A 13,772-nucleotide genomic window follows, 5' to 3' on the forward strand; every position below is an offset into this window, starting at 1 on the left:
GAAGGGATTACTTGTTTTCTAGCAAAGTTTCCAAACTAGCCTGATCTTCAACATTGGCTAGTTTAGCTGTCTTATCAATTTTTTTGACAAAGCCTGACAAGACTTTCCCCGGTCCAATCTCGATAAAGTTAGTTACGCCTGCTTCTTGCATAACTGCAATACTTTCATAGAAACGAACTGGCTCTTTGACCTGACGCGTCAAGAGTTGAGCAATGTCTTCTTTTTGCATAACTGCAGCTTCTGTATTGCCAACTAGAGGACAAGTAAAATCTGAAAAACTTACCTGAGCTAGAGTTTCAGCTAGTTTCTGGCTAGCAGGCTCAAGGAGAGCGGTATGAAAAGGTCCTGAAACCTTAAGAGGAATCAAGCGTTTAGCTCCTGCTTCCTGCAAGAGTTCGACAGCTCGATCAACTGCTACCACTTCTCCACCAATCACGATTTGTGCAGGTGTATTATAGTTGGCTGGGGTAACTACTCCAAGTTCAGAAGCTTTTCGACAGACTTCTTCAATAACCTCTACTGGCGTATTGAGAACTGCTACCATCTTGCCAGAACCAGCAGGGGCCGCTTCTTCCATATAGGCGCCACGCTTAGCAACCAAAGCAACCGCTTCTCCAAAATCCAAGGCACCGCTGGCCACCAAGGCAGAATATTCTCCAAGAGACAAACCAGCAACCATATCAGGTTGATAGCCCTTTTCTTGCAATAAACGATAGATAGCAACTGAAGTTGCTAAAATAGCTGGTTGCGTATAGCGGGTCTGATTGAGTTTTTCTTCTTCTGTATCAATAAGATAACGCAAATCATAACCGAGTACCTGACTCGCTTGATCAATCGTTTCTTTGACAATCGGATACTGATTATAGAGTTCCCGTCCCATACCTAGATACTGGGCACCTTGACCAGCAAATAAAAAGGCTGTTTTAGTCATTTCTTACAACTCCTGCCCAACGAGAGGCTTCTTCTTGAATTTTCTTAGCTGCTCCGTAATACAAATCTTTTAGGATTTCTTCAACGGTTTCTTCTTTGGAAACAAGGCCTGCAATTTGACCTGCCATAACAGATCCACCATCCACATCTCCGTGAACAACCGCTTTGGCTAGAGCACCTGCTCCCATTTGTTCAAAAATTTCCAAATCTGGATTTTCTTGTTTAAAAGCATCTTTTTCAGCTTGTTCAAAATCACGAGTCAACTGATTTTTAATCGCACGAACAGCATGTCCAAAGTGTTGAGCTGAAATCGTAGTATCAATATCTCTAGCTTTTAAAATTTTCGCCTTATAATTTGGATGGGCATTAGACTCTTTTGCAACGACAAAACGAGTTCCAACCTGAACAGCCTCTGCACCTAGCATAAAGCCAGCTGCAACACCTTCACCATCCGCAATCCCTCCTGCAGCAATAACTGGAATAGATACAGCAGCAGCAACCTGGCGAACCAAGGTCATGGTTGTTAATTTACCGATATGCCCCCCGGCCTCCATTCCTTCTGCAATAACAGCATCCGCACCGATTTTTTCCATGCGTTTAGCTAGGGCAACACTTGGTACAACAGGAATAACCGTAATACCAGCTTCATGGAAACGTTCCATGTATTTGCTTGGATTTCCTGCGCCTGTTGTAACTACCTTAACCCCTTCCTCGATAACGAGGTCTACAATATCTTCCACAAAGGGAGACAAGAGCATGATGTTGACACCAAAGGGTTTATCAGTCAATGATTTGATTTTATCAATATTTGCCTTGACAACTTCTTTAGGGGCATTCCCCCCACCGATAATCCCTAGTCCTCCAGCCTTGGAAACAGCTCCTGCCAAATCACCATCAGCAACCCAGGCCATTCCTCCTTGGAAAATAGGATAATCAATGTTCAATAATTCTGTAATACGTGTTTTCATAGTGCCTCCATCGTTTCTTGCTTACGTAATAGTTCGATACCGTCATAATTTGACAATCAAACTATTGCCTAAACAAGAGGGAGCGGGTTTCCCTACTCCTTCTATTTGTATTCTGCTTATTTTGTTTGCTCTTCAACGTAGGCAACCAAGTCACCAACTGTTTTCAAGTCATCTTCTGCTTCGATTTGGATATCAAAAGCATCTTCGATTTCTGAGATTACTTGGAACAAGTCCAATGAATCTGCGTCTAAATCATCAAAAGTTGATTCAAGTGTTACTTCTGATGCGTCTTTTCCAAGTTCTTCAACGATAATTTCTTGTACTTTTTCAAATACTGCCATGATAGGACTCCTTTAAAATAAATAGTTTTTTTATAACAATGTGTTCACCACATGATTACCTAAATTGTAAGAATGAGCGTGCCCCAGGTCAAGCCTCCACCGAAGCCTGATAGAAGAACAGTCTGGCTACCGTCTAAACGGATGAGGCCTTGTTCTACACACTCTGAAAGTAAAATCGGGATACTGGCTGCACTGGTATTTCCATACTCCATCATATTTGCTGGAAGTTTAGCTCGGTCGACACCGATTTTTCTAGCCATCTTATCCAAGATACGGTCATTAGCCTGATGAAGTAGTAAATAATCCAAGTCTGTCGCCTCTATAGGAGACTCATCAATAGTCTGTTTGATAGACTTGGCTACATCTCTAATGGCAAAATCAAAGACTGCGCGTCCATCCATCTTCAAAAATGAATCTGCATTTTCTTGATCTGAAAATGGAGAATGCAAGCCTGAATGTCCATAGGTCAGACACTCACTGCGACTTCCATCGCTATTGAGACTCTCAGCTAAGAAATGCTCTTGCTCGCTAGTTTCTAGCAAGACTCCACCAGCACCATCTCCAAACAAAACAGCTGTTGATCGATCTGACCAATCAACTGCCTTAGAGAGGGTTTCACTACCAATCACTAAGCCTTTTTGAAAGCGACCAGAAGCGATAAACTTTTCAGCAGTTGAAAGAGCAAATACAAATCCACTGCAAGCCGCTGTTAGGTCAAAAGCAAAGGCCTTATTAGCACCAATATTAGCTTGAACACGAGCAGCTGTAGAGGGCATCATCGAATCTGGAGTAATAGTAGCTAGAATGATAAAATCCAGCTCTTCTCCTGTGATTCCAGCTTTTGCCATCAGTTTCTTAGCAACCTCTGTAGCCAAATCACTAGTAGATTCTGTTCTTGAAATATGCCTTTGACGTATTCCCGTCCGACTTGAAATCCACTCATCATTGGTATCCATAATCTGGGCCAAATCATGATTTGTAACCACTTGCTCTGGCACATAATGAGCAACCTGGCTTATTTTTGCAAAAGCCATTATCTCAAATCCTCCAAAAATTGATAAAGATTAGTCAAACCTTTGCTCATAATCTCAATTTCTTGCTTACTCATACCATCGATGATTTTTTCAACCATGGTCTTATGGAAGCGTTTATGTAGCCTATGAACCAAGCGACCTTTCTTTGTCAAATGCAGATGCACCACACGTCTATCATGTTCTGAACGAACGCGTTCAATGTAACCCTTGCGTTCGAGATTATTCAAACTAGTCGTAACTGTCCCAAGAGTCACCATCAACTCTTTTGACACTTGACTTGGTGTCACATCTGGGAATTTCCCAATCACATCAATCGTATGCATTTCTTTGATGGAGATATCTTTGAAACGACTACCCCTCAAGCTAACTTCCTCGATAACGAGGACATTATTAAATATAGATGTTAAATATTCATTAATTCGTTGGTAGTCCAATCTTTCCTTCCCTCCTTTTCAAAAAAAACTTTTAGAATCAAAACATTTGACAAAAGAATTATATCAAAGTTCAAAGAATGGTGCAAGTATTTTTTTATTTTCCTGTAAATTTAGGTCGTCTTCTTTCCGAATGAGCCCGAACTCCTTCTTTGAAATCCTCTGTTTTCGCTAGTGATTCCTGTAGGTTCAGTTCTAAAGCAGCATAATCTTGCCAGTCTTTAAATTGACTCTCCCAAACCAACTTCTTGATGGCAGCATAGGAATTAGCTGACCCGCGTCTCAATTTTTTAAGAAGCTGTTCTCTCGTCTTTTCAAGTTTATCAGCTTCAGAGACCCGATAAACAAGACCCCACTCTAGAGCTTTTTCTGCGTTCAAAGCCTCACCTGTCATAGCCAATTGAGCAGCACGCGTCACACCAATACTTCGACTCAAGAGATGAATTCCTCCTGCATCCGGAGCCAAGCCAACTCCAACAAAAGCTTGGATAAATTTAGCCTTATCCGTTGCCAGACAGAAATCTGCAGCAACAGCCATATTCGCTGCGGCACCTGCAACAGCCCCATCAACCTCCATCAAGACAGGTTTAGCAATTTGCTTGATTTTATAAGAAATAGTATTGACCAATTCTGCGATTTTCGTCAATGATGGAATATCATCCTCATCGACTGCTCGCTTCATCTCAACCAAATCTCCCCCAACAGAGAAGACTTTGCCATTCGCGTTGATTAAGACAAAATGCACAGCCGGATCCTCTTCTGCCAAAGTCAGAGCTTCTAAAATCTCCTCACACATAGGAATATGAAAACCATTCGCGACCTCAGGACGATTCAAGGTAAGGATTGCCAAATCCTCTTCAAGCTGATAAATAATGTGTTCCATTTGAACTCCTTTTTATTTTATAAGCTGGTTAAATTATTTTATTTTCAAAGTATATCTTTTTTAAAATCAGAAAGCAAGAAAAAATCAACTGAAAGTGTCTCAGCCGATTAGAAAGGCTCGCTTTATACTAGAACGCATCTTATTTTCTTCATTGAAAAAAGGCTTTCTTTCTGCTATAATCGTATAAAATACTTACTTTAGGAGTTCTTATGAAAGTTGTTAAATTTGGAGGTAGCTCTCTTGCCTCTGCTAGTCAATTAGAAAAAGTTTTAAACATCGTAAAAAGCGATTCAGAGCGTCGTTTTGTAGTCGTTTCTGCGCCTGGTAAACGCAATGCTGAAGATACTAAGGTTACGGATGCCTTAATTAAATACTACCGCGACTATGTTGCTGGTAACGATATTAGTAAGAGTCAAAACTGGATTATCGACCGCTATGCTGCTATGGTTAGTGAACTAGGGCTAAAACCAGCTGTTTTAGAAAAAATTTCTAAAAGCATTCGCGCTTTGGCCACTCTTCCTATTGAAGAGAATGAATTTCTCTACGATACCTTCCTAGCAGCCGGTGAAAATAACAATGCTAAATTGATTGCTGCCTATTTTAACCAAAATGGGATTGATGCACGCTATGTGCATCCTAGAGAAGCTGGTATTGTGGTCACAAGTGAGCCTGGCCATGCTCGCATCATTCCATCAAGTTATGACAAGATTGAAGAATTAACAAACGCAAATGAAGTCCTTGTCATTCCTGGTTTCTTTGGGGTTACCAAGGAAAATCAAATCTGTACCTTCTCACGTGGAGGCTCTGATATTACAGGTTCTATCATTGCTGCAGGTGTTAAGGCCGACCTCTATGAAAACTTTACGGATGTTGATGGTATCTTTGCAGCTCACCCAGGAATTATCCACCAGCCACACTCGATTCCTGAGTTGACCTACCGTGAAATGCGTGAGTTGGCTTATGCAGGATTCTCAGTTCTTCATGACGAAGCTCTTCTTCCTGCCTACCGAGGAAAAATTCCTCTGGTTATCAAGAATACCAACAATCCTGACCATCCAGGTACTCGTATCGTTCTAAAACACAGTAGTGATGAATTTCCAGTTGTAGGAATTGCCGGTGATTCTGACTTTGTCAGCATCAACATGTCTAAATACCTCATGAACCGCGAGATTGGATTTGGTCGCAAGGTTCTGCAAATCCTTGAAGACCTCAACATCGGTTGGGAACACATGCCAACTGGTATCGACGATCTTTCAATCATTCTCCGTTCTCGTGAACTAACTCCTATCAAGGAAGAAGAAATCCTGCGTCAGTTAGTTCAAAAAGCTGAAGTAGACCATGCAGAAATCGAACATGACCTTTCAATCATTATGATTGTTGGAGAAAAAATGAAGAGTCATATCGGAGTAACTGCTACTGCTACACGTGCTCTATCTGAAAACAAGATCAATATCCAGATGATGTCTCAAGGTTCTAGTGAAGTGTCTATCATGTTTGTTGTCAATAAAGACCAAGAAAAAGCAGCAATTAAAGCCCTCTACAATGCCTTTTTCGGTGAAAGTAAGGAAGACTAATCATGGCCCAATCTCTTAACAAAACAGTGCTTCTCAATACGACAGGAACTTCCTACCTCTCTATAGCTGGGAAAGTTGGGAAATTCCTTGTCGGAGATCAGGCTCTGGAATTTTACCCAGATGTTAATGTCGAACAATTTATCCAGATTCCTTGGGACCATATCAACCAGATTGGAGCCAATGTCACTGGTCGCAAAATCAGTCGCCACTTCGAAGTCTTTACAGACAGAGGAAAATTCCTCTTTGCATCAAAAGACTCAGGTGCCATTCTCAAAATTGCTCGCGAAAAACTGGGTAATGACAAGGTCGTCAAACTTCCGACCCTGATTCAGACCATTGGTCAAAAATTTAAAAATCTATTTGCAAAAAAGTAGAAACTTTAGTATAATCATAACAACGGATAAGTAGGTTATCTTCTTCTTTCAGAAAGTCTGCGGGTGCTGCGAGCAGATAGGAGAGATAAGTGAAATTCTACCGTTAATAACAATTGCATAAACAATCAAGTGCACACCTGTGAAGTTGGATGGAACCGTGGCCCTGCCACTCCAACGCTTTGTCAGGTGTGCTTTTTTCATAAAGGAGTTCTTATGTTAGATATCAAACGCATTCGTACAGACTTTGATGCTGTCGCAAAAAAATTGGCTACACGTGGTGTAGATACTGCTGTCTTGAATGAAATGAAAGAAATCGATGCTAAACGTCGTGACATCTTGGTCAAGGTTGAAACTTTAAAAGCAGAACGTAACACAGTTTCAGCTGAGATTGCCCAAGCTAAGCGCAACAAGGAAAATGCAGATGACAAGATTGCTGCCATGCAAACTCTATCTGCTGAAGTCAAAGCTTTGGACGCTGAATTGGCAGAAATCGATGCTAAATTGACAGAATTTACTACTACTCTTCCAAACATCCCTGCTGACAGCGTTCCTGTTGGGGCTGACGAAGACGACAATGTGGAAGTTCGCCGTTGGGGTACTCCACGCGAGTTCGACTTCGAGCCAAAAGCTCACTGGGATCTTGGTGAAGACCTTGGTATTCTTGACTGGGAACGCGGTGGTAAGGTAACAGGTGCTCGCTTCCTCTTCTATAAAGGCCTTGGAGCTCGCCTAGAACGTGCTATCTACAACTTTATGCTAGATGAACACGGAAAAGAAGGCTACACTGAAGTCATCACGCCTTACATAGTTAACCACGACTCTATGTTTGGGACTGGTCAATATCCAAAATTCAAGGAAGATACTTTTGAACTCAGCGACAGCAATTATGTCCTTATTCCTACAGCTGAGGTTCCTCTAACAAACTACTACCGTGATGAAATCCTGGATGGCAAAGACCTGCCAATCTACTTCACTGCTATGAGTCCTTCATTCCGTTCTGAGGCTGGTTCAGCTGGCCGTGATACTCGTGGCTTGATTCGTTTGCACCAATTCCACAAAGTTGAAATGGTTAAATTTGCCAAGCCAGAAGAATCTTACGAAGAATTGGAAAAAATGACAGCCAACGCTGAAAACATTCTTCAAAAACTCAACCTTCCATACCGTGTCGTTGCTCTCTCTACTGGAGATATGGGCTTCTCAGCTGCGAAGACTTACGACTTGGAAGTTTGGATTCCAGCGCAAAATACCTACCGTGAAATCTCAAGCTGTTCAAACACAGAAGATTTCCAAGCCCGTCGTGCCCAAATCCGTTACCGTGATGAAGCAGATGGTAAGGTGAAATTGCTCCATACCTTGAACGGTTCTGGACTTGCAGTTGGACGTACAGTGGCTGCTATTCTTGAAAACTACCAAAATGCAGACGGTTCTGTGACCATCCCAGAAGTTCTTCGTCCATACATGGGTGGAGCTGCAGTTATCAAACCATAAAAAATAAGGTTTAGCTATTTCTAGCTAGACCTTTTTTCGTAACCAATTCAGATAAGCGCCTAATACAAAGAGCAAAATGATTAGGCAAATAACAGTTTCAGCCACTACCAAATAATCCAAAAATGGAAGTTTCAAGATTCCCTGAGCCATCTTAAGCGAAGTAGCTGTGATAATGGTTGGGAAGGTTAAGGCTGAGAAGGCTGGTTGAAAGCCTTGTTTTAAAATATTGGGCAGGCGAGTCAAAACAAAGAAAAAGAAGGATTGGGAAGCCAAGATCATGACAATCAAGAGCCAAGTCGGCAGGCTGGCACCTCCAACTCGAACCAGAGAAGCCAAGAGTAGAGAGAAGGGAGCACAGTAAATTCCTTCTTGCCCAAGCAAGGCTAGTGGGAGCGGATGTTTCTTTAAATCGCTATAAATAAGCGGGTAGAGATAGAAGGTTAGGAGAAACCCAAAACTCAAGGTCGCATAGGCAATTTCGATGATGCCTACAAGAGGATAGGTTAAGGCAGCCACTGCTATCCCCACATAGAGAACCGTCCAGCTAGGAGTTGCATGAACCCTCCGACCCGGACAAGCAAACTTGATGGTGAAACCAGCAATCAAGGCCAAATCCAAGAGAAATGAAAACCACCAGATTCCTTGCGCAACCAAAGGAAGATGAGGAAACACGCGAAAGACATAAGTCGATAAAATCATTCCAGCCATGGGGAAAGTAGCCATTCCTGACAAAAGAGGGGGCTTGGTCAATTCTTCTTTGGTTTCCTTCCAATTAAGCAGATGAAAAATCAGAAAGAATATCCACAAAATCAAACCTGACATACTCAGTATATGTGACAGCACTGGCAACATATCTAAAACGAGATTCCCAGCTCCTGCCAAACCTAACAAACAACCAGAAAATACTAAGGGGAGTTTTTTCATCCTAACCTCCAATAATTATGTTAGTTTCAGTATAGCATAAAAGCGCTTAAATGAGGACTTAAAAAAACGAAGTCCGTTGATTTCAGACTTCATTTTTTGCTCAGATATGAATTATGCATAAGGTTGCAATTCTGGATTAATTGGTGTATTGGCTAGGTTGTTGGCATAGTTACAGAGGCTTGCTAGGCTGACACCAAGGACTACATCCAAGGCATTTTGTTGGCTATAACCAGCTTCTAAAAACTCAGCTAAGGCTTCATCTCCTACACGACCCTTGGTATTGATAACTGCCAAGGTAAACTTAGCTAGGGTATCCAATTTGGGATCTGTTTCAATCGGAGTGCGATTACGGAGGGCTTGAAGCAGGTCATCATTCATCTGGATTTGTTTGATTGAAAAGGCTGTGTGACCTGCGACACAGAAGGCACAACCATTAGTTACGGCTGCCGTGATTTGCACCACTTCGCGCTCAACAGGTGTCAGGCTATTGCGGCGGTTGATAGCTCCGACAGTTCTGTAGGCTTCTAAGGCAGTAGGTGCATTAGCCAAGAGACCGATTAGGTTGGGAATATAGCCATTGTTATCTTTTTCTACTGTTTCAAGAACTTCTTTCACTTCTGCTGGTGCTGATTCTACTGTATGAATTGTAAATGTTGTCATTATAAAACCTCTTTTCATTTTGTTGAAACCTAGTCTATCACAGATTCTATACCTTGCATAATATATATTTTAAATTGCACCGATAGAAATTTTTTATGAAATCAAAAAATCACACGCGATGTGTGATTTCATTATTTATTAAAATACTTTTTAGTCTCAGCAATAACAACTGGTGATAAAACCAAGAGAGCAATCAAGTTTGGCAAAGCCATCAAGGCGTTGACGATATCTGCGATAATCCAAACCATATCCAACTCGATAAATCCTCCCAGCAAGACCATGAGCACAAAGACCACACGGTAGAGCCAGATAAAGCGAACACCGAAGAGAAACTCGAAACAGCGCTCTCCATAATAGTTCCAACCTAAAATTGTCGTGAAGGCAAAGAGAACAAGGAAGATGGTCAAAAGGGCAGGTCCAAAGTGTGAAAAGACTGTTGAGAAGGCTGACTGAGTCAAGGCAACCCCATTTAAGTCGCCGCTCCAAACACCAGTCACCAAGATGGTCAAACCAGTCAAGGTACAGATAATGAGGGTATCAATAAAGGTTCCTGTCATGGAAATCAATCCTTGCTCTACTGGTTCATTTGTCTTAGCCGCAGCTGCTGCAATGGGAGCCGAACCCAGACCAGATTCGTTCGAGAAAACACCTCGCGCCACACCATTTTGAATAGCCATTCGAATGCTAGCGCCAGCAAATCCACCTACCGCAGCAACTGGACTAAAAGCCGATGTCAAGATTAAAGCGATTGTGGCAGGGATTTTCCCAATATTAAAGAAAATAACTGTAAGAGTTCCCAAAATATAAATGATAGCCATAAAAGGAACAACAGTAGTTGAAACCTTTGAAATGGACTTGAGTCCACCAAAGACAGCAATCGCTACAAATACAGACAACACAAGAGCTGTGATGGCTGGCGAAATAGTTGTTGTATTTTGGATAGATTCTGTAATCGAGTTGACCTGGGTGAAGGTTCCGATTCCCAATAAAGCTACTAGCACACCTGCCAGGGCAAAGAAGATAGCAAGGGGACGCCACTTTTCTCCCATCCCTAGAAGGATATAGTGCATGGGACCTCCCGCTACTGCACCATGGTCGTCCTTGGTGCGGTATTTGATAGCTAGTAGTCCTTCCGCATACTTGGTAGCCATCCCAAAGAAAGCAGCCATCCACATCCAAAAGAGGGCTCCTGGTCCACCGACCTTGATAGCTGTCGCCACCCCGATAATATTTCCCGTACCAACTGTCGCTGCGAGGGCTGTACACAAGGCCGCAAAGCTGGACACATCGCCATGCCCCTTGTCCTTAGTAAAAATAAGCTGGAAAGCCTTGGGCAGACGCAAAACCTGCAAAAGTCCTAGACGAGCAGTTAGGTAAATCCCTGTTCCGACCAATAAAATCAAAAGGGGTGGGCCCCAAGCAAAAGCATCGATTGATTTAAGCAATTCTAACATTTCCTTCTCCTATCTTTTCAACCCCAAAAGAAAGAGCACATGCAAGATACATGTACTCTGGAATGCTTAGATAAATGCTAAAAAGCGGTCTATCCTAGCTCTGTCCTTTTACCTGAGAGTTTGAGCAGTTGCCTGCCTTGCCCCTTCGGTGCCTTTACGGTCTCTCCAGAGTTCCGTCCATTTACAGTCATGAAAAATCAAACGATTCCCCACTTCTATTAAACTTCATTCGGTGTTGGTATTTAATTAATTCTTATTTTACAAAAAATGTTGGATTTTGTCAATTTGTTTATTAGTAAAAATTAGTTCAACAGTTTTTACTTTATAAAGTCCAGAATACTGCTATCCTTTAAAAGTGACAATAGTCGCGCCACTGCCTCCAGCATTTTGTGGGGCATAGCCGAAACTCTTGACATGCTTGTTTCTTTGTAGGTATTTGGTGACACCTTCACGGATGACACCTGTTCCGATACCATGGATGATATCAACTTGAGCCATATTGTTAAGCAAAGCTTGGTCGATAAAGGCATCTAGCTCATTCATGGCCTCTTCATAGCGCTTGCCTCGAAGGTCCAGTCTGGCTTGTGGTCCACGACCAGAAGTTCGTTTCACGACATTGACCTGTTTCTTCTTGACTTGCTTTTCTTGCTGGGCTTGAACGAGGTCAAATTCTTTCTCTTCTAAAGTCATCTTAATCAAGCCAACTTGGGCTTCCCAGCGACCGTCCTTGAGTTGACTGGTCAAGGTACCACGCTGACCGTAACTGAGAACCACGATATCATCTCCCACCTTTGGAGCTCGTTTTTTCTTGGCCTTTTGAAGAACCTTATTTTTAGACAAATCTACTTTTTCAGGAGCCAATTTTTTCAGCTTAGCCTTGGCTTCAATAATTTCGTGGGGCTTGAGTTGCGATTTACTGTGGAGATTTTTGAGAATCTGGTCACTCTCACTTAGAGCCATGTCCACAATCTCAGCAGCCTGTTCACGCGCCTTATTAAGCTCGGTTTCCTTTTCACGATTGAGCTCGTTGTAAAGTTTTTTTAGAGCACGGTTCATCTTGAGATTTTCTTGCTCCACCTCACGGATATTGTCCAAGCGTTTACGACTTTCAAGCGTCTGCTCTTCCAGTTGCTCAATAATCCGGTTGACATCATTGTCCTGATCGACCTGCTGGCTAGCATCTCCTACGATAACTTCAGATAGTCCTAAACGTTTGGCAATTTCAAAGGCATTGCTTCGACCAGGAACACCCTGCATAAAGCGATAGGTCGGGCGAAGAGTTGCTGTATCAAACTCCATGCTGGCATTTTGCACAAAGGTTATCTCAATACCATAGGCCTTGAGTTCTGGATAATGAGTCGTAGCCATGGTCTTGACTTGACGCAGGCGAAGGTCTTCCAGAATAGCCATGGCAAGGGCAGCTCCCTCTTGGGGATCTGTACCAGCCCCCAACTCATCCAAGAGCAAGAGCGAATGTTGATTGACCTTGCCAAGAATATCCACAATATTGGTCATATGGCTAGAAAAGGTAGACAAGCTCTGTTCAATAGATTGCTCATCGCCAATATCAGCAAAGATTTCTTCAAAAATACCAACACGACTTCCCTTGTCTGCCAAAATCGGCAAACCGGACTGAGCCATAACCTGCGTCAATCCCAGAGTTTTAAGCATGATGGTCTTCCCGCCCGTATTGGGACCTGTAATGACAATGGCTGTTAAATCTTGGCCAAAATGGACATCATTTGCGACGGCATTTTTGACCAAAGGATGGCAGACATGGAGCAGTTGAATCTCTTGATTTTCTGACAGCTGAGGTACGACTGCTTGCCTTTCTTGGATAAAGCGAACCTTGGCACGAATCAAGTCCAAACGGCCGATAATCCAAGCATCATTGGCAATCTCAGCCGCATGAGGGCGAACACGCTCAGAAATTTCTTGGAGAATGCGAAGCATTTCATAGCGCTCATCTGCTCGTAAACTGGCAATTTCTTCGCTCAGTTTGACCACCTCACGGGGTTCAATATAGACGGTATTTCCACTAGCAGAAATATCATGAACGACACCTGCAATCTTATTGCGGTAGGTGTTTTTGACAGGTAGAACCTGACGGCCATTTCTACTGGCAACGATTCCTTCTGTCAACATCTGCGCTTTTTGTTTGAGCAGATCCTGTAAAACATCGCGTACCTGACTCTCGCTATCATGGATTTTTCGACGGATGCGCGCCAATTCTTCACTGGCAAAATTTTCAATGAAACCTGCATCATTAAAGGCTTGGAGATTTCCTTGTAATTGCGGAAAATCATGTAATTTCTCAAACCAAAGGGCTAATTCTTCCAAGCTAATATTTTCCAGATTGGCGTAGAAACTTTGCAGCTCTCGGCTAGACAGAAGCACGCGCTTCAAGAGCAGGAATTCTTCGATATTGAGGTCCGCTCCCATCTCCAAACGCTTGCAAATTCCTGCAATTTCCTTAGTTGCGAGAATGGTAAAATGCGGTTGCTCAACAAAGAGTGCCTGCATTTCCTTCATCTCAGCAAAAGCCTGTTTGATTTTATCTGCCTTAGCAGTCGGAGCTAGCTGTCTCAATTGCTCCAAGCCCTGCTCGGTCAACAAATGGGGTTCAAACAAGGCCTTGACCTTATTGAACTCTAATGTTTCTAATATTTTCTTATTCATCGTTATTTCCTTGTCTTTGAGGTAGCTTTTTA

13 protein-coding genes and 1 riboswitch are annotated in these 13,772 nt (G+C 42.5%); of the genes, 3 read left to right on the plus strand and 10 right to left on the minus strand.

The features are described 5' to 3' along the window. Positions 1–7 precede the first annotated feature (7 nt). From fabD to ACLNCV_RS02225, 6 genes are all read right to left on the minus strand, one after another. Positions 8–931 (minus strand): ACP S-malonyltransferase, encoded by a 924-nt coding sequence (fabD, locus tag ACLNCV_RS02200; RefSeq protein WP_045612215.1) that lies wholly within the window; start codon positions 929–931, stop codon positions 8–10. Next, entirely contained in the window at positions 924–1,898 is a 975-nt protein-coding gene (gene fabK / locus ACLNCV_RS02205) for an enoyl-[acyl-carrier-protein] reductase FabK (protein WP_045612217.1), read from the minus strand. Before fabK ends, fabD begins: the two co-directional genes overlap by 8 nt. A gap of 116 nt (positions 1,899–2,014) precedes the next feature. Then, positions 2,015–2,239, minus strand: coding sequence for an acyl carrier protein (locus ACLNCV_RS02210; protein WP_000257838.1), 225 nt, complete (start codon positions 2,237–2,239; stop codon positions 2,015–2,017). A 59-nt stretch (positions 2,240–2,298) separates the two neighbouring features. Next, the gene (locus ACLNCV_RS02215; protein WP_049516237.1) at positions 2,299–3,273 is read right to left on the minus strand and encodes a beta-ketoacyl-ACP synthase III; all 975 of its coding nucleotides are present in this window, start codon (positions 3,271–3,273) and stop codon (positions 2,299–2,301) included. Continuing rightward, the gene (gene fabT, locus ACLNCV_RS02220; protein WP_049516235.1) at positions 3,273–3,707 is read right to left on the minus strand and encodes a fatty acid biosynthesis transcriptional regulator FabT; all 435 of its coding nucleotides are present in this window, start codon (positions 3,705–3,707) and stop codon (positions 3,273–3,275) included. Before fabT ends, ACLNCV_RS02215 begins: the two co-directional genes overlap by 1 nt. Positions 3,708–3,801: 94 nt before the next feature. After that, a complete protein-coding gene (locus ACLNCV_RS02225) occupies positions 3,802–4,587 on the minus strand; it encodes an enoyl-CoA hydratase (RefSeq protein WP_261050719.1) in 786 nt (261 codons plus the stop codon). Positions 4,588–4,796: 209 nt separating this feature from the next. Between ACLNCV_RS02225 and ACLNCV_RS02230 the strand changes: the two genes are divergently transcribed. From ACLNCV_RS02230 to serS, 3 genes are all read left to right on the plus strand, one after another. Then, positions 4,797–6,161 carry an aspartate kinase gene (locus ACLNCV_RS02230; RefSeq protein WP_261050718.1) on the plus strand — a complete coding sequence of 455 codons (1,365 nt, stop codon included), beginning with the start codon at positions 4,797–4,799 and terminating at the stop codon, positions 6,159–6,161. A gap of 2 nt (positions 6,162–6,163) precedes the next feature. Further along, positions 6,164–6,535 carry a DUF956 family protein gene (locus ACLNCV_RS02235; protein ID WP_000079345.1) on the plus strand — a complete coding sequence of 124 codons (372 nt, stop codon included), beginning with the start codon at positions 6,164–6,166 and terminating at the stop codon, positions 6,533–6,535. Positions 6,536–6,748: 213 nt separating this feature from the next. Continuing rightward, positions 6,749–8,023, plus strand: coding sequence for a serine--tRNA ligase (serS, locus tag ACLNCV_RS02240; protein WP_261050716.1), 1,275 nt, complete (start codon positions 6,749–6,751; stop codon positions 8,021–8,023). A gap of 24 nt (positions 8,024–8,047) precedes the next feature. Here the strand turns inward: serS and ACLNCV_RS02245 are convergent, their stop codons facing one another. The 4 genes from ACLNCV_RS02245 to ACLNCV_RS02260 form a co-directional block, all read right to left on the minus strand. Beyond that, entirely contained in the window at positions 8,048–8,947 is a 900-nt protein-coding gene (locus ACLNCV_RS02245) for a TDT family transporter (protein WP_227326056.1), read from the minus strand. A 111-nt stretch (positions 8,948–9,058) separates the two neighbouring features. Next, the gene (locus ACLNCV_RS02250) at positions 9,059–9,607 is read right to left on the minus strand and encodes a carboxymuconolactone decarboxylase family protein (RefSeq protein ID WP_000206767.1); all 549 of its coding nucleotides are present in this window, start codon (positions 9,605–9,607) and stop codon (positions 9,059–9,061) included. A 131-nt stretch (positions 9,608–9,738) separates the two neighbouring features. Next, a complete protein-coding gene (locus ACLNCV_RS02255) occupies positions 9,739–11,061 on the minus strand; it encodes an alanine/glycine:cation symporter family protein (protein WP_000891462.1) in 1,323 nt (440 codons plus the stop codon). A 90-nt stretch (positions 11,062–11,151) separates the two neighbouring features. Continuing rightward, positions 11,152–11,240, minus strand: a riboswitch (glycine riboswitch). Between the two features lie 163 nt (positions 11,241–11,403). Beyond that, positions 11,404–13,740, minus strand: a complete 2,337-nt coding sequence (locus ACLNCV_RS02260) for an endonuclease MutS2 (protein ID WP_261050710.1) — start codon at positions 13,738–13,740, stop codon at positions 11,404–11,406. Positions 13,741–13,772 lie beyond the last annotated feature (32 nt).

The organism is Streptococcus sp. CL5.50 (genome assembly GCF_049738015.1).
Lineage (GTDB): Bacteria > Bacillota > Bacilli > Lactobacillales > Streptococcaceae > Streptococcus > Streptococcus mitis_CA.